Below are 17816 nucleotides of genomic sequence, written 5' to 3'. Positions count from 1 at the left end.
AGGACCTCCAAAAAAAGAGTAGCGAAGTCGCTACTCTTTGTCGATTTACGGGAAACGCGGGAACTGACCGAAGTCTGGGTCGCGTTTTTCTTTGAAAGCGTCGCGTCCTTCTTTCGCTTCGTCTGTCGTGTAGTAGAGAAGCGTCGCGTCGCCGGCAAGCTGTTGAAGTCCTGCAAGTCCGTCCGTGTCGGCGTTCATCGCTGCCTTCAAGAAGCGAAGGGCCGTCGGAGAGTGTTGCAAGATCTCTTGGCACCATTGGATCGTCTCGGCTTCAAGTTGCTCGAGTGGGACGACCGTGTTGACGAGTCCCATGTCAAGCGCTTGCTGTGCGTCGTATTGACGGCAGAGGTACCAGATTTCGCGTGCTTTCTTGTGGCCGATGATGCGAGCCAAGTAACCTGAACCGTAACCGGCATCGAACGAGCCCACTTTTGGTCCAGTTTGACCGAAACGGGCGTTGTCGGCTGCAATCGTCAAGTCACAGACGACGTGCAAGACGTGTCCGCCACCGATTGCATAACCGGCTACCATGGCGATAACGGGTTTCGGGATGACGCGAATCAAGCGTTGAAGGTCGAGGACGTTCAAGCGTGGAATCTCGTCGTCACCGACGTAGCCGCCGTGGCCGCGTACTTTTTGGTCGCCGCCTGAGCAGAAGGCTTGATCGCCTTCACCAGTCAAGATGATGGCACCGACTTCTTTATCGTCACGGGCGCGTGCGAACGCGTCGATGAGCTCGTTTACCGTGAGTGGACGGAACGCGTTCCGTACTTCCGGACGGTTGATGGTGATTTTGGCGATGCCGTTCCACTTCTCGTACTTGATATCTTCGTACGTGCGGACCGATGTCCAGTTTGCTACTGATTCCATTTAAATTCCCCCTAAAATCAATTTCTCTATCATTGTACCAAATTGTTGGGCATTCTCGACATGTGGAGCATGAGATGCGTCCGAAATTTCATGAATTTCAATATCGGGACGGATCAACTGCATGTTCCGAGCAATCTGTTGAAACTTCACATCGTGTTCTCCGACAATCAAATCGGTGCGAGGTAAGCGCTCGAGTAGCGGCCAGAGCGACGGCATGCTGCCCGTCCCGATAGCGCGAAGGCTGTCCGCGAGTGCAGCTGGATGTTGGGCCAACCGCTCAGGACGGAGTGCGGCACGCATCTCATCAGTCTGATGCCAGAGCGGAAGCTGTTCCCAACGGTCGACGAACGCCTCAAGTCCTGCTTGCTCGATGAATTCGGCGAGCTTTTCGTCTTGAAGCCGGCGTTGTCGACGCTCGGCCGCACTGAGTCCGGGCGTCGTGCTAATGCCGATAAAATGGGTGACTCGATCATCATAGGCGGCGAGTGTCATGCCGACACGTCCGCCGAGCGAGTAACCGACGACCGTCCACGGACCTTCGTCCGTATCGAGTAGCGCCGACAAGTCTTTTACCTGTTGACTCATCTTGGTACGCTCGACCGGCTGATGTCCCGTTTCACCATGTTGCAACAGTGTCGGGGCGACGAGTCGGACGGGTAGTTCCGGGAAGCGGGAAAGCCATCCCGCGTTTCCTGTGAAGCCGTGCAACAGCAAGACCGGCCGGCCGTTGCCGCGTTCGAGCACCTCGTACGAGACGCCTCGCAGCGGACGCATCACGACTCATTCCCCGTCGCCAAGCGGTCCGTGAGCGAAGCAGTCCAACGACGGTGCTCCGCCACGTTCGTCGTACGGTCGGATGGGAACTCGATGAGTTGGACGCCCGCCTCGATGGCGGCCGTGACGTCTTCAGGCTGCTCGAGCCGTTGATAGCTGAGCCCGTACGTGTCAGCGAATCCACGTAGATTCAACTGCAGCGGCGTCCCGAACAAGTCCTCGAACATTTGCGGTGCAATCGAAGCTTGTGGCAAGAAGGAGAAGATGCCGCCCCCGTCGTTGTTGACGACGACGATGGAGAACGTACCTGGGTGCGATTTGACGAGTTGGAGCGCGTTGCTGTCATGATAAAACGCCAAGTCGCCAATTAACAGGGCAGCCTTGTCCGTATCGTGACAGGCACCGAGCGCGCTCGAGATGATGCCGTCAATCCCATTCGCCCCGCGGTTGGCGACGACGTCAATCGACTGACCGGCTGAAAGTGTCGTATCGATATCACGAATCGGCATGCTATTGCTAACGAAGATGCGTTCGAGACGTGACGCTAGCAAATGACGCGTCAATGCACTTTCTCCGCTCAAAGCAGGTTTCGCGGATTCGGTGATCTGTTCGAACAACGCGAACCGATCGAATAAGTCGACGTCATAGTTTTTGTTGATGGCGGCTACATAATCAATCGCATCTCCGTACACGACCGTAGCATGATTTGACGGGTCGCGGAACGAGCCCGGTTGCTCAATCAAGACGCACGGGACGTCCTGGAGCCACTGGTTCAATCGTTTCGAGACGGGAGCGGCGCCGAAGCGGACGACCGTGTCAGGCGTCCATTCCGTCCGATGCTCGCTCGCGAGCCATGTGTCGTAGTTCGTCAGCACGTGATCAAATCGGCGCATCCCGCTCAACGGGTCGGCGAAAATCGGGATATGATACGTTCGCGCCGCTTTATAAATCGGCTCAAGCCATGACGCCGGTGTCCCGGGACCGACGAGGAAGGCGAGACGGTCAACATCGATGTCTCGTTTGAAGCGGTTGACGTCACTTGTTGTCGGTTTGAGATAGGTCGGTTCAGACAATTCGGTGTCCCCTTCAAGCAGTGACGTTAAGCGTTCGATGTCCGGCAATAACGGCTCGCGGAACGGGATGTTCACGTGGACTGGTCCGAACGGCGCGTGCATGCTCGTTCGAATGAGCCGTGTCACCGCTTGTTCCATGTAGCGCTGGCTGGCAGCTTCAGGAACAGGGAGGTCGATGCTCGCTTTGACGTGCTCGCCGTACAGCCGGACTTGATCGATTGCTTGAGGAGCGCCGACGTTCCGTAGTTCATGCGGACGGTCTGTCGTCAATACGATGAGCGGCAACTGCGAGATGTTTGCCTCGGCCACCGCGGAAAAGTAGTTGGTCGCAGCGGTGCCACTCGTGCAGATGAGCGCGACCGGTCGCAACGATGAGGTCGAGCGGGTCAAGCCGAGAGCGAAGAAGGCGGCCGAACGTTCATCGACGATGATATGATGACGGACGCTCGGATGAAGATAAGCGGCCATGGCCAGCGGGGTCGAGCGCGAACCGGGACTGATGACGATATCCTCGACGCCTTGTTCGACGAGCCGGTTCATCATCTGGGCGACCCAATCCGTTAACGTTTCATTCATGCTTGATTGCCTCCTGCGCTTACTTTGTCCAACCCGAGTGCTTGCTTGATTGGACTGAGCTTGATTTCCGTCTCGGCGAGTTCCGCTTCGAGCTCAGACTCTTGGACGATTCCACAGCCTGCGTATAGCGCCACGAATTGGTGATGCACGAGGGCGGATCGGATTGAGACGACGAATTCGCCTTCTCCTTCCGTATTCAACCAGCCGAACGGCGAACCGTACCAACCGCGGTCGAAGCGCTCAATCTCACGCAATAAGCGGACAGACGTCCGTTTCGGTGAACCGCCGAGCGCGGGGGTCGGGTGGAGCGACTCGATGATGGACAGCAATGACGCGTTCGTATCGAGCGTCGCTTGAATCGGTGTATGCAGATGGAACACCGAGCGATTTTCTAATATACGCGGCGTTTCGGGTGCCTTGATAGTAGCCGCGTATGGAGTGAGGGCGTTTTTAATGTCCTTCACGACAATTTGATGCTCATCTAAATTCTTCGCATCGTGCAACAGCGTCTGTTTGGCTACATCCGCCTCGATTTCTGTGTCCGGTCGTTTAATCGTTCCGGCGATGGCTGCCGTTTCGATGTACGGTCCTTGTTTTTTGACGAGGCGCTCCGGGGTCGCCCCGAAAAAGCCGATTTCTCGCTTCGGTTGATATAAGAAGACGTAACTGCCCGTTTGATGTTCTGACAAATGGCGTAACGTCGTCGCGAACGGGAACGGCTCTTCTGATGTTTGATATATCTCTTCACGGGCGATGACGATTTTCTCGACGCGTTCTTCCGAGATGTTCAGTTTGGCTTGTTGGAAGCTCGACTTGAAGTGGTCGACGCCATCTTTCACTTGAGAGTAGGTCGGTGCCTGCTCGTCGGGAGCGTGCAACGCGTTGAACTGGGCGAGCTGATCGGCCAGTTGAATCAAATATTGTTCGACTGAACGTTTCGCGGAGACGAGTGTCGAGACGGTCAACGTGTGTTTGTCACCCGAACGGCGATATAAAAATTTAGGCACGACCAATGACGCTTCGCCGAACGCTTCCCACATATTTTTCTGGGGGCGGATGAACGTGTCGAACGAGAAGCCTGAGAACGCATAAATGACCGCATCGACGTCCCGGCGGTGCAGGCTCCAATCATATTGCAACCGTTGGAACCGTTCCGGGCCAGAAGCCGTCAACACGAGCGCATCGGCACATCCGAGCATCTCGAGGGAGCGGTCGGGTGTCGAAAAATAATAATGGGACGTTTCGGTATTTTGAATGATATGAAACGCGTCGAACGAAGGGATCTCCCACGTGTAGGAGGCCAAGACCGGCCGTTGCCAAGCACGTGCCCGTTTATGGGCTTGCTCGATTCGTTGTTTAATGTGTGTTTGAGTATCTGGCATGTAAGAAAAGCCTCCTCAATCCAATGGAATTCTCATTCTTTAGTGTATCATGACTTCACGGCAGAACTGGCCGTCAAATGCTCGGGAAAGTGAAGGGAACCGTTCGAGCGACGGGCATTGACAGATTTTTTTAAAGAGACGTAAACTAACGAAGGGAGGGAAGTGCATGAAGAAGAGAGAGAAAGGTGCCTATTGGCGCATGATTCGTCCGCACACATTGACGGCGAGCTTCATACCGGTGCTGTTAGGGACGTTCATCGTCCTCGGGCAAGTCGAATTGAAATGGGGACTGTTCCTGGCGATGCTCATCGCCTCGGTCTTGATTCAAATCGCGACGAATTTATTCAATGAGTATTACGATTATAAGCGCGGGCTCGACCATGAAGGGTCAATCGGAATCGGTGGTTCAATCGTACGCGATGGATTCACACCGGGCCAAGTCCTCGGGATTGCCCTTGGGATGTACGGGGTAGCGGCCGTGCTCGGTCTTTATATCGCCGCTTCGACGAGCTGGCACTTGATTTGGATCGGCGTGTTGTCGATGGTCGTCGGGTTCCTCTATACAGGAGGTCCGCTTCCCATCGCCTATACACCGTTCGGTGAACTCGTCGCCGGTCTGTTCATGGGGTATGTCATTATCGGGATTTCAGGATACATCCAAATCGGAACGGTGACGACGGAGCTGTTGCTCGTGTCGTTCCCGATGGCGCTGTTAATCGGGGCCATCTTGCTCGCGAACAATATTCGCGACTTAGATAACGATAAAGTGAACGGGCGCAAAACGATTGCCTGTCTCGTCGGACATCGACGTGCGGTTCTCGTCTTAGCCGGATTCTTTATCGCGGCGTTGATTGGCATTATCGTCGCTGTCGTCGGGTTTGGCGTGACGCCTTGGGTGCTGTTGTCACTCTTGACCATTCCGATTATGATTCGGGCGGTGAAACGCTTTTGGATCAAACAGGAACCGGCTCAATTGATGCCAGCGATGGCGATGACCGCAAAAGTGAACACGTTGTTCGGTGCTTGGATGGTCATCGGTTTGATGGTCGCGCGATTCATCGCGTAAATAAAAGGAGGGAACCATATGTCAGTCGTTCAAGAAATGTTAGCGTTCAATGAAAAATTCGTCTCGGAGAAACAATACGAAGAGTTCGTCTCGGACAAGTTCCCCGATAAGAAAATTGTCATTTTAACATGTATGGATACACGTCTGACGGCGTTACTGCCGAAAGCTCTCGGTTTGAAAAACGGGGATGCTAAAATTATAAAAAATGCGGGTGCTGTCCTATCACATCCGTTCGGTTCGGTCATGCGTTCCATTCTTGTCGCGCTGTATGCGCTCGGAGCGGAAGAAGTCATCGTCATCGGGCACTATGATTGCGGGATGGCGGCCATCGACCCAAACGCGGTCATCGGCGAAATGGAGCGTCGCGGGATCGAACCGCAAACGCTCCAGACGCTCAAATCGTCGGGTATGGATTTGGAGAAGTGGTTACACGGGTTTGACTCGGTCGAAGCGAACGTCGTCAACTCGGTCAGTCTCATCAAAAACCATCCACTCTTGCCACCGGGCACGAACGTCCACGGATTCGTCATCGATCCGGCGACGGGACGTCTCGATGTCGTCGAAGCATAACGTAAAAGGCGGTCTCTCCTGCAGAGACCGCCTTTCTTTCGTTACCCGTATGTGTTGACGGGAATGTCTTTATACTCGTCCTCGTCCGAATCTTTCGATTTGGACTTTTTATTTTTCTTATAGTTTTTCTCGTACTCACGTTCGCTCGGCGTTTTGAAGAAACGTTGCCAAGTAGCATTGATTTCTGACCCGATCAAAATGATCATGCCGGTCAATTGTAACCAGAGCAACGTGACGATAATCCCCCCGAGTGAACCGTACGTCGAATCGTAGTTGCCGAAGTTTGAGACGTACAGGCTGAATCCGAGTGAGACGAGCTGCCAGGCGATGACGCCGAAGATCGCGCCTGGAATCGTGCTCTTCCAAAACACGTGTTGTTGAGGAGCAATCTTATAAAAAATCGAGAGCGTCAAAATCAAGATGACGGTCGTCAACACGTAGCGGAACACGTTAATCAAGATGACGTCAGCCCCTGAGATGGGGATGAAGCGCATCAAAAAGTCGATGATTTGTGAACCGAACACGTTCGAGACAATGAGCAACAGTACGCCGACACCGAGCAAGAGCGTCAAGCCGAGCGCGATGCCTTTGCTGACGAAGAAGTTTCGTTCGTTGTCTTCCCCGTATGCGTGAATCGCCATGTTAATCAAGCGTTCGACCCCTTTAGCGGCCGACCAAATCGCCAAAATCGCACCGATTGAGAGGAGTCCGCCGCGCGGTTCGCCAATCGCGTCAAAAATCCCGGTCAAAAAATCAGTCGCGGCCGCCCCAGGCGCCAAGTTGTTCAACTGTTCTTGGAACGATGCCTGGGAAATGTCGAAGAACGACAGCAACGCGAGAATGAAGATGATGCCCGGAAAAATCGATAAGAACCAAAAAAAAGCGAGCGTCGCGCCGTAATCTTGAACATCATGTTCTTTGAAGCGACGAAGCAACTCTTTCCCGAAGGCGAACCAATTCTTTTTTTCTTTCACTTCTGTAGTATCCATGTATGAGCCTCCTGAACGTTATCGTTAGAAACTTTCTTTCCCGAAATGTCAGGAGGCTACACATAAAATCAGTCTTCGGCCAGCGTTTTATTGAAAAAGCGCTCGGCCTCGTTCGCGAGCAAGTCGGCGAGTGACGGCGGTCGTACCGGCAAATGGCTGAGCGCGCTGCGTTTCACCCACATTGGTGTGTATGAACCATTCGTCTGTTCGGCTTGAAACTCTTCGCCGGTGCCGGTGCCGAATTCGCCACCGGTCACGCGAGCCCAGTAATACGGGTTCAACTCGCCATTGAAAGCGACGTGAGCGGCTACCCCTTCGAGTTCGACGTGGACGCCGAGCTCTTCGAACGCCTCACGGACGGCCGTCTCTTCGGCGGTATGGCCGAATTCGACTCCGCCACCTGGGAAGACATAATACAAAAGGTTCTCTTTTTCTCGGCGAATGAGCGCGACTTCGTCATGTTCATTCACGAGGATGATGGCACTGCGTAATTTCGTTCTGACCAATGGAATCGTTCCTTTCGATTTCGAATCGTGAACAAAACGCATCGACTCGCGGCCGATGCGTGTTGGTTAATCTGCTGCTGGTTGTTCGAGTGATGCATACATATCAGGCGTCAGACCGTTATCGTGCGAGGCGATGACTTTCCCGGCGACGCGCATGCCGAGTCGGAGCGCATCCTCAATCGGATGACGTTTCATCAACTCGGAGATGACAGCGGAGAAGAACGAGTCACCGGCACCGGTCGAGTCGGCGACTTTCACTTTCGTCGTCGGGACGTGGCCTTGTTCGTTCGTACGCAAGTCGACATAGACCGCACCGAGTTCACTCATCGTGACGATTGTAAGCGGGGCACCTTTCATGGCGAGCACTTCGGCGACACGTAACGCATCGTCCACCGTGACAATCGACATGTCAGATAAAATCTCTGCTTCTTCACGGCTACAGATGAAGCCGGTGAAGCCTTGAAGCAAATGGCGGTTCCGTTCGATGACAGACAGATGGCCACACACGCCGTAAAGCGGGAGTTTCATCTCGCGGCATAGCTCAATCGTCTCGTTGAGCACGTTGACCGACAAGTCGAGGTCGATGGCGACCGCCTGACTTTCGGCGAACACCGTATCGATGCGACGAAGGATACATTCTTCCATCATCGCCTCGTCCGGTTGCTTCGAGATCGACGTTTGAAGATCGCCGTTGTTATCCATGACGGCCAGCCACATGCCCATGCCGTTGTCATCGAGCAAATCGACGTGATCGACGTTCACATTCAAACCGCGGAGCTCCTCGAGGACACCCATCCCGATTTGATCGTTCGTCACGGTCGACACGAAACGGACATCATTGCCGAGGACACCTAAATTTTGAGCGACGTTACGGCCGGTTCCGCCGTTTGAGAACGCGATGTCACCGACGTTCTTGGCATCTTTATGGAGCGGGGCGAACGAGGTTCCTTTAATATCGACAAACACTTTGCCGATTACTGCTATCGTATTCATACACTGTACCACCTTTAGCCAATCTTCCTAATCAGTTCCGGTCTAATTAGACACATTGTTTCAATTATAGCGAAATCGCCAACGGCTTTCAATGACGGTTTCGGAAGGTGTCGAATTTTGTCAGTCCCATGACGTGCTGAGCAAGCGCAGGCCGTTCAAAATAACGAGGATGGTCGATCCTTCGTGCCCAACGACGGCGAATGGCATGACGAGCAATTCGAAGATGTTCGTCGCAATCAAGACGAGGATGACCCCTAATGCGAACACGACGTTTTGGAGGACGACCCGATTCAACTTACGCGACTGTTTGATGGCCGAGCTTAGGCGGTTCAAATCGTTCTTCATCAAGACGACGTCGGCCGTCTCGAGAGCGGCGTCCGTCCCTTCTCCCATCGCAATCCCGACATCGGCCGTCGCGAGGGCAGGGGCGTCGTTAATTCCGTCACCAATCATGCCGATGCTGCCATACTCTTGTTTCAATCGTTTAATGTGCTCGACTTTCTCTTCCGGAAGACATTCGGCAATATAGCGGGTCAAGCCGGCCTCGGAGGCGATAGCGCGTGCTGTTGCCTCGTTGTCACCCGTGATCATGATGGTGGCGATGCCGAGGTGGTTGAGTCGCTCGATCGCTTGCTTGGCCTCGGGACGTAACGTGTCTCGAAGCGCGAACGCCCCAATTGTCTTCTCTTCGTCACTGATGAATACGAGTGTGTGGCCGGCCGCTTTCAAACGTTCGACTTCGTCGCGGAAAAAGTCGTGGCTGCGATCGGCGAATTTCTGTTTACCGACCCGGTAAGCGACACCGTCGATGGTCGCTTCAATCCCAGACCCAGTCACGTCTTTAAAGTGTTCCATCGCCCCCGTATAACTGCCCGTGTACTGAACGAGCGCCTCGGCGAGCGGATGCATCGAATGTTCTTCAATCAAGCTGACAATGCGATACACGTGTTCTTGTGTCGTATCGGGATGAATCAACGCCGCTTGGACTTCTGGTTTACCGATTGTGAGCGTACCGGTCTTATCGAACGCGACGGCTTTCAAACGTCCCATATTTTCGATATGGACACCGCCTTTGAATAAAATCCCGTGTTTAGCAGACGAGGCAATGGCTGCGAGTGCCGCCGGCGTGATGGCGGCAACGAGGGCACACGGCGAAGCGACAACGAGAAGGATCATCCCGCGGTAAATGCTCGTCTCGAGCGACCATGACGTCAATACCGGGCCTAGCAAGATGATTGCCGTGACGGAGGCGAGCACGACTTGAACGTAGCGTCCCTCGTACCGGTCGATGAACTGGGCGGACGGTGATTTTTCTTCTTGCGCCTGCTGGACCATTTGAATGATTTTTTGGAACAATGTCTCTGTGGCGAGCTTTGTCACTTCGAGCGTCAAGACACCGTTCAAGTTTACGCTTGATCCATACACCTCATCGCCGACGTTCCGGTCGACCGGAATCGATTCACCGGTGATGGCGGCTTCCTCAATCGAGGCGCTACCTTTCAAAATCCGACCGTCGACCGGGATGCGCTCGCCGGGTCTTACGTAGATGTGGTCACCGACGCGCAGTTCGTCGATATGGACGACCTCGAGGCCGCCCGAGCTGTTCAATCGGGTCGCCTGCTCAGGTTGGAGTTCCATGAGCGATTCAAGGGCACGCTCATTTTTATTCATCGTATACGTCTCAAGGGCGCCTGATAACGCGAAGATGAAGATTAGGATGGCGCCTTCCATCCAGTACCCGATTGAAGCAGCACCGATGGCGGCGATAATCATGAGTAGCTCGACGTTCAAGGAGCGCGTCTCCCATGTATCGGTCAAGCCTTCCTTGGCTTTGGCATATCCGCCGATTAAAAAGGCGGTCAAATACAGAGTGACGTAGAGCGCAGGAGCTCCGTCTTGTCTTTCCGCGATATATGCGAGTACAATCAATACACCACTGATGAGCGCCATGATGAGCTCGATATGTTCGACCCAGCTGGCCCGTTTGAAGACGTGGCTTTTTTCGTGTGTGACGGTTGATGTGTTCATGTGAGCACCTCTTTCTAATTGAGAATATATATCAGTTAAATGATAATGAATGAGGATGATTATCATTATCCATTGTTGATATTATTAGGTTTTACGCGAATTAAAGGTGAATACCTTATTTATAATGATTATCGTGTAAGTCTATTTTAGCACCAAACGTAATCACTCACAAACTAAAAGATTAAGGAGTTTTTGTGTCATGCCGAATGTATTTCAACGCCCTTGGACGGTCACGTTCTTAGCCCTATTCAACACGTTCTTATGGGGGAGCGCCTTTCCGTTCATCAAACTGAGCTACGAAGCGCTCGATATCCAGGAAAACGAATACGGGCAACAGCTGTTCTTTGCCGGGGAACGCTTTTTATTGGCCGGTCTGCTCTTACTCGTCATCAGTCGACTCGTCTTCAAGCGTCCGATTCGCTTAACTGCTGAAAAGCTAAAGGCGTATGCGCATTTAGGGGCATTTCTGACGTTCTTACAATATTTGTTCTTCTATATCGGTCTTTCGATCTCGACGGGGGTGCAGGGCTCGATTATCGCGGGGTCGACGTCATTTTTCCAGATGGCACTCGCTCATTTTCGTTATGAGGATGATCGCTTGAATCGCTTGAAAGGGATTGCCCTTACGCTCGGATTCTCCGGAATCGTCATCGCCAACTGGCCGACGGCAAGCGCGGAAGTCGGGTTTGGGATTGGAGAGATTCTGCTGATTATGGCGATGATCTCAGGCGCGTTCGGGAATTTGGTTGCCAAAGATTATTCGCGCTCGCATGACGTCGCTCCGATGACGGCTTGGGCGATGGTGATTGGCTCGCTCGGACTACTCATCGTCGGTTACGTGCTTGCGCCAGGGGATGTGTTCCTGCCTTACACCGTGACGACCCTCTTCTTCTTGTTGTATCTCGCCCTCTTGTCGGCGGTCGGGTTCACATTATGGAATACGCTGATGAAATATAATCCGGTCAGCCGGGTATCGCTCTATATGTTCTTTGTTCCCTTATTCGGTGTCGTCCTATCGAGCGTGTTACTCGGGGAGACGATTCCATGGAACGCGCTCGTCGGGTTGTTGTTCGTCATCGCTGGGATTTATCTCTCCACATATTTTCAAGGACGAGCGAATCGGGGAGTGCGATGACAAAGTGAGGGAGAGGCATGGTTGACGGAATCTTGTTCCCATGGCAAAATATATTAAAAATTCTGAATTCTTTCAGTTGAAATCGGTCTTCGTTGTAAAGACTTGCGTGCGAATCGAAAAGAAAGGAGGGTGCTACCGTGGCAAGAAATCCAATCGTCCGAAACATACTCATCTCTCGACAACCGCGAGACGAGTATGTCAAATACGTGATGAAGTGCGTAAGTCGCGGGTTGAAGGAACATCATGAGCAAGTGGACGCGCGTGCTATGAGGCATGGCGAAGACATTCAGACGAAATGGCAAATCAATGATCGAGTCATTGAAGTCACGCTCAAGTCCGATGTGTTGGCCTCGCTCGAGACGGAACCGTTCGCGCTCGATGAGGTGTTCATGCGGGCGTTCGAACGAAACGATGTCAGGCTCGGTCCGCTGAAAGAATAACGTGAAACAGGGAGGGTCTCGGCGGAGACCCTCCCTTTTAGATGTCAATCGGCTTGGCTTTCGCCGTGAATAAACTGACGGCCAAAATCCCAAGAATGAGCGTATACATCAAGAAATACACTTCTTTTGGTAACGCGATCCAAAATGCGCCAATCATCGGTCCGCTAATCGAACCTACGCTGAACGAGATGCTATAGAGCATATTGCCGGTCGGTAACAACGAACGTGGCAACACTTCCGTCATATGGGCCAGTCCGAGCGAATATGTCGAGCCGAGCCCGGCGCCTGCGAGCGCGAACAAGACGAGGAGCCAGACGTAATGGTCGACAGCCAGGTTGGCGATCGCAAAAACGAGCGTGCCGAGTGTCAGGACGATTTGAAGAATCCGCTTTTTCCCGAAGTGATCGGCGAGCCGACCGAGCGGTAATTGCACGACAATCGAGGCGACGATGAACGTCGTGATGAGCGTGCTCGTCTGCGTGAGCCCGATATCGTTACGGACTGTGAAAATCGGTAAGTTGGCATTCAAGCTCGCTTCAAGGAACCCGTATGTAAAAGCAGGTAAGAGCGTATACCCGCCGCCGATGAGGACGAGTCGGATGCGTCCTTTCGAGTCGGTCTTCACTTTCTCGGCCTCAGGATACTCATTGTCGACCTTGAAGATCAAGAACAAGGATGCGAGACAGAAGACGATCAAGACGAGGAACGGCAGCCAAAAGTGAAGGTCGACGAGCGGCGCGATGAGCGGACCGACCGCGAAACCGAGGCTGAACGCCATCCCGTAATACGCCATTGCTCGTCCCAGGCTCCGCTTATCGCTCGCGGACGTGACCCACACTTGGGATCCGTAATGGAGCGCCGAGTCACCGAAGCCGATGACGAAACGCATGAGCGCCCACATGAGCAGGGACGGCCAGAGCGGCAAGAAGAACGTAGCGAGCGCCGTCAAGATGATGCCAAGGACGATGGTCGGACGAAATCCGTACTTGCGGACGAACCGTTCGAGTAGCGGGGCGGAGACGATGACCCCGAGATAGAGCATGGTCGCGTTCAACCCGTTCAACCAGGCCGGGTTGCCGTCCCGTTCGATGAGTGTCGACAAGAGCGGGATGAGCGCACCTTGAATCAAGCCGGAGATAAAGACGACAAGTAATAAAATTGAAAATCGAAAGCGTTGCATAGTTCACCTCATCATTGATTGCATAGTAAAAAGCTGAGAAGAGTCTCAGCTTTTTGGCTCGTCAATCGGTTGGGGTACATGGTTCAAGTGTAAGAGTTCATCGTCCCAACTGCCTTGACTGAATACTTCATCACGGTCTACTTTGTCTGAAACGAATGCGGCTGTCAATAAGATGCTGAGCACACCACCGAAAATGATGATGGCCATGACGGTGATCATAAATACATAGATGGCTGTCATCTTCAAACACCTCGATTCAGTTTATATACTGAACATTTCCCGAATCGAAGTAATTAAAACGGTTCGGCCACACGTTCCCGGAAGTTCACTTCAGGATAGTACGCTTGTTTGACGAGTGCGTTCGGGCCGAGGCATTTGACAGCCGGACAGTGGCAGGACAGTGTGGCGTTCAAACTGCTGTTCGTCCACGCCTCATACGCGTCTTGGAACGAGGTGTCATACAACGTCCCGAGCGTGCCGAGCTCATCGCCGAAGTCGGTGACGATGATTTGGCCGTCGAAGATGTTCGTGTTGAGGCGCGAGCGGCCATCCGGGTCGTTTCGCACGGTCACGTTCTTCGCCTCGTGGAGCCGTTTCAATAAAGCGCGGTCTTCCGGTAACTCGGAACAAGCATAGAACGGCAACGTTCCGAACAGCATCCAAACGTTCTCATCCCGGACATCGAGCAGGTCGTGAATCGCCTGGCGGGTGTCAGGGAGCGACGCCGACTCGAGCGCACTTGCAAAATCGGCGGGGTACATTGGGTGCACTTCATGACGTTGACAGCCGAGTGCGACAATCTCTTCATGGATTGCCTTCAAGTGCGGAATCGTCCGTTTGTTGAGCATCGTCTCGGCCGATACGATTACACCCTCGGCCGTAAGCGCACGGGCGTTGTCTTTCATCGTCTGAAGCATCTTCAAACGTGCCTCCGCGCTCGGTTTTCGGTCCATCATCGCGAAACCGCCCTCTAAGAAGTCGGCGTCCGTTCCCCAGTTATGCGAAATGTGCAAAACGTCGAGGTAAGGGGTAATAAGATGGTAGCGAGAGAGCGGGAGCGTCAAGTTTGAGTTGATTTGCGTGCGGGCGCCGCGCTCCTTAGCGTAACGCAAGAGTGGGACGACGTAGTTGCGCACCGATTTCATCGACAGCATCGGTTCGCCGCCCGTAATCGAAAATGCGCGTAAATGCTCGATTTCATCCAAACGCGAAATCAATAAGTCGAGCGGGACTTCGGGTTCTTCTGTCTGGTCGAGCATATAGCCGACCGCGCAATGCTCGCAGCGCATATTGCATAGTTTGGTCGTCGTCACTTCTACGTTCGAAAGGACGAGGCGACCGAACTCGGTTTGATCGAGGTATGCTTCCCACGGATCAAACGTTGTCGAGATGTTTTGCATATCAATTCCACCTTTTCATCAAGTCACACGAAATAGTATGCTATAATAACAACTCTTTGTCACGAACCAAAGGAGCGATCACGAGATGGGTAAATCACGAACAGATACGGCAGGAAAAATGAACGTGTTAAAATCGAGAACGGAATTACTGTGCTTATCAGTCAATACGTTGGACGAATTCACGACGCCAGAGGATTTGCATCGATTGTTAGCTGATATTGATTCCTTACGTGCGAAAGTCGTACGTTACGCCAAAGATTTAGAACAAGTATCTCGAAAGGATGAAACACATTGAAACTGATCGTAGGAGAATACACAAGCGCCCAAGCCGAGCGGCTAGGGATTAACGGAGAGGGCATCGCGACGATTGATCGCATGGTCATCTTCATTCCGAACTTATTACCTGGAGAAAAGGCGAAAGTCGAAATTACGCGCGTCGAGCGGAACTACGCCGAGGCACGCGTCATCAAGCGCGATAATGATTCACCGGACCGGGTCAAGCCACCATGTCCGATTTATGACGAGTGTGGCGGTTGCCAGATTCAACATATGAGTCCGCGCCTGCAGATGGACTATAAAGAAGAAATCGTCCGCAACGCCTTCCGTCAAAAGACGAAATTGAACGTCGACAAATCGGATATCCGTGGTACGAAAGGGATGGACAACCCTTGGTATTACCGCAACAAGTCACAATTCCCGCTCTCGACGCGCCGCGGTGAAATCGTGTCAGGGCTCTACAAGCCGAACACGAATGAGCTCGTGCCAATCGAACACTGCATGGTGCAGCAGCGCGACACGACGAACATCAACAACGCCATCGTCCGTATTTTGAACGAACTCGACATCCCTGTATACGATGCGCGCCGTGACGTCGGTTTTGCCCGTACCGTCATCGTCCGCTCGGGCTATAAGACGGATGACGTCCAAGTCGTACTCGTCGTCGGGAATGAAGATGTCCCGCGTTTGGACGAACTGAGTGACCGCATCATGGCGTTGCCGAACGTCGTGTCGTTCCACTTGAATATTAACTCGAACCGTTCAGGCGTCATCTTCGGGTACCGCACGGTTCATATCGCCGGGCAAGACAAGATGGACGAACAGCTTGACGACGTCCATTACCACTTGTCACCGCGTGCGTTCTTCCAACTCAATCCGGCTCAGACGGAAGTCATGTATCGGGAAGTCGTCGAGGCGGCTGGCCTAACGGGTCAAGAACGGGTCATCGATGCGTACGCTGGTGTCGGTTCAATCGGGCTATGGCTCGCGCCACATGCAAAAGAGATTCGCGGGATGGAAGTCGTCCCAGAAGCAGTCGAAGATGCGAATGCGCACATGCGTGAGAACGGGTTCAGCCATGCAACCTATGTTGAAGGCCGGGCCGAGCACTGGATTCCGCGCTGGGTCAAGGACGGTTGGATTCCAGATGTCATCGTCGTCGATCCGCCGCGCACTGGTGTCGATCATCAGCTCCTCAACGCAATGATCTCATCGAAAGCGAAACGCATCGTCTACGTGTCATGTAACCCGCAGACACTCGCACGGGATGCGGACCAACTCATGAAAGCCGACTATAAAATCAACTATATCCAGCCGTACGATATGTTCCCGCAGACGGCGCACGTCGAGTCAATCGTCGTCTTCGAGAAGAAGAAAAAGAAAAAGTATTGACGGGGTTGTGAAAACGCTTGCAAAAACAGTGTTTTCACGCTATAGTTCAGATGTCAGACTTCTTTTGATAAACGTTAAGAAGCGGAGGAACATCAGATGATCCCACAAGAAAAAGTGAACGAGCTTGTCCATAAAGCAATTGATGCACGGTCGCGTGCCTATACACCGTATTCGAAATTCAATGTCGGGGCCGTCGTCATTGACGAGACCGGCAAAGAAATTTTGGGTTGCAACGTCGAAAACGCTTCGTACGGGTTGTCGATGTGTGCAGAACGGACCGCCATCTTCAAAGCGGTATCGGAAGGCAGCAAGGCAATCGAGACGGTCGTTGTCGTTGGAGACACAGCGGGCCCAATCTCGCCGTGTGGCGCTTGCCGTCAAGTCATTGCCGAGTTTGCGAGTGACGACTTTACGTTGATTCTCGCGAACATGGCCGGAGAGACGAAAGTGATGACAAAAGAAGAGATGCTACCATACGGCTTCTCGCCAAAAGATTTAACGTGAAATAAAGATGCGGACGAATTCGTCCGCATCTTTATTTGTTGCCGTCATATTTTTTCTCGCTGGCCGAGTCGTCCTTCGAGTGTCGTTTCTGTTTTTCATCCTTCACTTTTTGGTTCAGCTCTTCCACCGGAATCGGGTCGACGGTCTCCATGCCCTCCTGGTCGAAGATACTCTCCTTGTCGGTATCGACAGCATCCGGATTATCGAACGGTCGCTTTGACGGGTTCTGTGATTTCTTCATCCTCATCGCCTCCTTGTGTTGATTGTTATTCCACTCTGTTAAATTGTGTAAACGCTTTAGGAAACGGGTTTCGATTTTGCGGAACAGTGGAATTATCGGTACATAGTGACTAAGGAGGGGTATTCGGATGGATAAGAAAGTCTTAATGGGAATCGTACTCGGTGTGGCCGGGGCTGCGCTCGTCGCGCCGAAAGTGGCAGCGCTCTTGACGCAAGACCACGATGAGGATACATGGAGCAAGATGGATCGCATGGAAAGTGTCGATTCAGATAAAGACGAGGCGGAAGCGGGTCTCACTCAACTTGACTCGAATCACCGGGCCGAGTGGCAAGCGAACGGCTTTCCGCAGACGCACGCTGAGCGGGAGCGTCTCATGAATGAATCAGATGATGCCTATAAAGGGAAGGACATCTAAAAACAG

20 protein-coding genes are annotated in these 17816 nt (G+C 52.9%); 8 read left to right on the top strand and 12 right to left on the bottom strand.

From position 1 onward, the window contains the following. Positions 1 to 45 precede the first annotated feature (45 nt). The 4 genes from menB to KNP82_RS12080 are packed head-to-tail and all read right to left on the bottom strand — an operon-like array spanning position 46 to position 4675. Positions 46 to 870: a 1,4-dihydroxy-2-naphthoyl-CoA synthase gene (gene menB / locus KNP82_RS12095; protein WP_021067784.1), complete on the bottom strand. Its 825-nt coding sequence runs from the start codon at positions 868 to 870 to the stop codon at positions 46 to 48. Further along, complete coding sequence (locus KNP82_RS12090) at positions 871 to 1644, bottom strand: alpha/beta fold hydrolase (RefSeq protein WP_214828191.1); 774 nt, start codon at positions 1642 to 1644, stop codon at positions 871 to 873. Continuing rightward, positions 1644 to 3293, bottom strand: a complete 1650-nt coding sequence (gene menD / locus KNP82_RS12085; RefSeq protein WP_214828149.1) for a 2-succinyl-5-enolpyruvyl-6-hydroxy-3-cyclohexene-1-carboxylic-acid synthase — start codon at positions 3291 to 3293, stop codon at positions 1644 to 1646. Before menD ends, KNP82_RS12090 begins: the two co-directional genes overlap by 1 nt. Beyond that, positions 3290 to 4675, bottom strand: a complete 1386-nt coding sequence (locus tag KNP82_RS12080; RefSeq protein ID WP_058765741.1) for an isochorismate synthase — start codon at positions 4673 to 4675, stop codon at positions 3290 to 3292. Before KNP82_RS12080 ends, menD begins: the two co-directional genes overlap by 4 nt. A 166-nt stretch (positions 4676 to 4841) precedes the next feature. Between KNP82_RS12080 and KNP82_RS12075 the strand changes: the two genes are divergently transcribed. Both KNP82_RS12075 and KNP82_RS12070 read left to right on the top strand, forming a co-directional pair. Continuing rightward, positions 4842 to 5741 carry a 1,4-dihydroxy-2-naphthoate polyprenyltransferase gene (locus KNP82_RS12075; RefSeq protein ID WP_214756671.1) on the top strand — a complete coding sequence of 300 codons (900 nt, stop codon included), beginning with the start codon at positions 4842 to 4844 and terminating at the stop codon, positions 5739 to 5741. A gap of 18 nt (positions 5742 to 5759) precedes the next feature. Continuing rightward, the gene (locus tag KNP82_RS12070) at positions 5760 to 6311 is read left to right on the top strand and encodes a beta-class carbonic anhydrase (RefSeq protein WP_021067779.1); all 552 of its coding nucleotides are present in this window, start codon (positions 5760 to 5762) and stop codon (positions 6309 to 6311) included. A gap of 41 nt (positions 6312 to 6352) precedes the next feature. Here the strand turns inward: KNP82_RS12070 and KNP82_RS12065 are convergent, their stop codons facing one another. From KNP82_RS12065 to KNP82_RS12050, 4 genes are all read right to left on the bottom strand, one after another. Then, entirely contained in the window at positions 6353 to 7300 is a 948-nt protein-coding gene (locus tag KNP82_RS12065) for a YihY/virulence factor BrkB family protein (protein ID WP_021067778.1), read from the bottom strand. A 68-nt stretch (positions 7301 to 7368) separates the two neighbouring features. Continuing rightward, positions 7369 to 7806 (bottom strand): NUDIX domain-containing protein, encoded by a 438-nt coding sequence (locus KNP82_RS12060; protein WP_035385765.1) that lies wholly within the window; start codon positions 7804 to 7806, stop codon positions 7369 to 7371. A 66-nt stretch (positions 7807 to 7872) separates the two neighbouring features. After that, on the bottom strand, positions 7873 to 8799 hold the full coding sequence (locus tag KNP82_RS12055; protein ID WP_021067776.1) for a carbohydrate kinase family protein: 927 nt from the start codon (positions 8797 to 8799) through the stop codon (positions 7873 to 7875). A gap of 120 nt (positions 8800 to 8919) precedes the next feature. Then, complete coding sequence (locus tag KNP82_RS12050) at positions 8920 to 10827, bottom strand: heavy metal translocating P-type ATPase (RefSeq protein WP_021067775.1); 1908 nt, start codon at positions 10825 to 10827, stop codon at positions 8920 to 8922. Between the two features lie 199 nt (positions 10828 to 11026). Between KNP82_RS12050 and KNP82_RS12045 the strand changes: the two genes are divergently transcribed. Further along, a complete protein-coding gene (locus KNP82_RS12045) occupies positions 11027 to 11962 on the top strand; it encodes a DMT family transporter (protein WP_029596031.1) in 936 nt (311 codons plus the stop codon). Between the two features lie 137 nt (positions 11963 to 12099). Beyond that, entirely contained in the window at positions 12100 to 12402 is a 303-nt protein-coding gene (locus KNP82_RS12040; RefSeq protein ID WP_058765743.1) for a hypothetical protein, read from the top strand. A gap of 37 nt (positions 12403 to 12439) precedes the next feature. Here KNP82_RS12040 and KNP82_RS12035 read toward each other — a convergent pair whose 3' ends face one another. Genes KNP82_RS12035 through yfkAB form a run of 3 tightly spaced genes read right to left on the bottom strand, consistent with a single transcriptional unit; the run spans position 12440 to position 14982 of the window. Continuing rightward, positions 12440 to 13582 (bottom strand): MFS transporter, encoded by a 1143-nt coding sequence (locus KNP82_RS12035; protein ID WP_021067772.1) that lies wholly within the window; start codon positions 13580 to 13582, stop codon positions 12440 to 12442. 45 nt (positions 13583 to 13627) lie between these two features. Next, positions 13628 to 13822: a hypothetical protein gene (locus KNP82_RS12030; protein WP_021067771.1), complete on the bottom strand. Its 195-nt coding sequence runs from the start codon at positions 13820 to 13822 to the stop codon at positions 13628 to 13630. Positions 13823 to 13875: 53 nt separating this feature from the next. Next, positions 13876 to 14982: a radical SAM/CxCxxxxC motif protein YfkAB gene (yfkAB, locus tag KNP82_RS12025; RefSeq protein ID WP_214828147.1), complete on the bottom strand. Its 1107-nt coding sequence runs from the start codon at positions 14980 to 14982 to the stop codon at positions 13876 to 13878. 85 nt (positions 14983 to 15067) lie between these two features. On the opposite strand from yfkAB, the gene KNP82_RS12020 reads away from it, so the two are divergent. From KNP82_RS12020 to KNP82_RS12010, 3 genes are all read left to right on the top strand, one after another. Next, positions 15068 to 15277, top strand: a complete 210-nt coding sequence (locus tag KNP82_RS12020; RefSeq protein WP_016510454.1) for a hypothetical protein — start codon at positions 15068 to 15070, stop codon at positions 15275 to 15277. Then, the gene (gene rlmD / locus KNP82_RS12015; protein WP_131472984.1) at positions 15274 to 16650 is read left to right on the top strand and encodes a 23S rRNA (uracil(1939)-C(5))-methyltransferase RlmD; all 1377 of its coding nucleotides are present in this window, start codon (positions 15274 to 15276) and stop codon (positions 16648 to 16650) included. Before KNP82_RS12020 ends, rlmD begins: the two co-directional genes overlap by 4 nt. A gap of 96 nt (positions 16651 to 16746) precedes the next feature. Continuing rightward, a complete protein-coding gene (locus KNP82_RS12010) occupies positions 16747 to 17154 on the top strand; it encodes a cytidine deaminase (protein WP_021067768.1) in 408 nt (135 codons plus the stop codon). A gap of 31 nt (positions 17155 to 17185) precedes the next feature. Here KNP82_RS12010 and KNP82_RS12005 read toward each other — a convergent pair whose 3' ends face one another. Continuing rightward, positions 17186 to 17401, bottom strand: a complete 216-nt coding sequence (locus KNP82_RS12005; RefSeq protein WP_031200364.1) for a hypothetical protein — start codon at positions 17399 to 17401, stop codon at positions 17186 to 17188. A gap of 121 nt (positions 17402 to 17522) precedes the next feature. On the opposite strand from KNP82_RS12005, the gene KNP82_RS12000 reads away from it, so the two are divergent. After that, entirely contained in the window at positions 17523 to 17810 is a 288-nt protein-coding gene (locus KNP82_RS12000) for a hypothetical protein (protein ID WP_021067766.1), read from the top strand. Positions 17811 to 17816: the final 6 nt, after the last annotated feature.

It is taken from the genome of Exiguobacterium sp. s26 (assembly GCF_018618235.1).
Classification (GTDB): Bacteria; Bacillota; Bacilli; order Exiguobacteriales; family Exiguobacteriaceae; genus Exiguobacterium; species Exiguobacterium chiriqhucha.
The sequence above is the reverse complement of the archived record's forward strand: the minus strand, read 5'-3'. Positions and strand labels throughout refer to the sequence as shown.

What these genes read in the sequence shown, in the direction of transcription:
- KNP82_RS12045 (WP_029596031.1), top strand. Translation starts at nt 11,027, where the DNA reads ATGCCGAATGTATTTCAACGCCCTTGGACGGTCACGTTCTTAGCCCTA.
- KNP82_RS12075 (WP_214756671.1), top strand. Translation starts at nt 4,842, where the DNA reads ATGAAGAAGAGAGAGAAAGGTGCCTATTGGCGCATGATTCGTCCGCAC.
- menB (WP_021067784.1), bottom strand. Translation starts at nt 870, where the DNA reads ATGGAATCAGTAGCAAACTGGACATCGGTCCGCACGTACGAAGATATC.
- KNP82_RS12080 (WP_058765741.1), bottom strand. Translation starts at nt 4,675, where the DNA reads ATGCCAGATACTCAAACACACATTAAACAACGAATCGAGCAAGCCCAT.
- menD (WP_214828149.1), bottom strand. Translation starts at nt 3,293, where the DNA reads ATGAATGAAACGTTAACGGATTGGGTCGCCCAGATGATGAACCGGCTC.
- KNP82_RS12010 (WP_021067768.1), top strand. Translation starts at nt 16,747, where the DNA reads ATGATCCCACAAGAAAAAGTGAACGAGCTTGTCCATAAAGCAATTGAT.
- yfkAB (WP_214828147.1), bottom strand. Translation starts at nt 14,982, where the DNA reads ATGCAAAACATCTCGACAACGTTTGATCCGTGGGAAGCATACCTCGAT.
- KNP82_RS12005 (WP_031200364.1), bottom strand. Translation starts at nt 17,401, where the DNA reads ATGAGGATGAAGAAATCACAGAACCCGTCAAAGCGACCGTTCGATAAT.
- KNP82_RS12030 (WP_021067771.1), bottom strand. Translation starts at nt 13,822, where the DNA reads ATGACAGCCATCTATGTATTTATGATCACCGTCATGGCCATCATCATT.
- KNP82_RS12065 (WP_021067778.1), bottom strand. Translation starts at nt 7,300, where the DNA reads ATGGATACTACAGAAGTGAAAGAAAAAAAGAATTGGTTCGCCTTCGGG.
- KNP82_RS12090 (WP_214828191.1), bottom strand. Translation starts at nt 1,644, where the DNA reads ATGCGTCCGCTGCGAGGCGTCTCGTACGAGGTGCTCGAACGCGGCAAC.
- KNP82_RS12035 (WP_021067772.1), bottom strand. Translation starts at nt 13,582, where the DNA reads ATGCAACGCTTTCGATTTTCAATTTTATTACTTGTCGTCTTTATCTCC.
- KNP82_RS12050 (WP_021067775.1), bottom strand. Translation starts at nt 10,827, where the DNA reads ATGAACACATCAACCGTCACACACGAAAAAAGCCACGTCTTCAAACGG.
- KNP82_RS12020 (WP_016510454.1), top strand. Translation starts at nt 15,068, where the DNA reads ATGGGTAAATCACGAACAGATACGGCAGGAAAAATGAACGTGTTAAAA.
- KNP82_RS12055 (WP_021067776.1), bottom strand. Translation starts at nt 8,799, where the DNA reads ATGAATACGATAGCAGTAATCGGCAAAGTGTTTGTCGATATTAAAGGA.
- KNP82_RS12000 (WP_021067766.1), top strand. Translation starts at nt 17,523, where the DNA reads ATGGATAAGAAAGTCTTAATGGGAATCGTACTCGGTGTGGCCGGGGCT.
- KNP82_RS12070 (WP_021067779.1), top strand. Translation starts at nt 5,760, where the DNA reads ATGTCAGTCGTTCAAGAAATGTTAGCGTTCAATGAAAAATTCGTCTCG.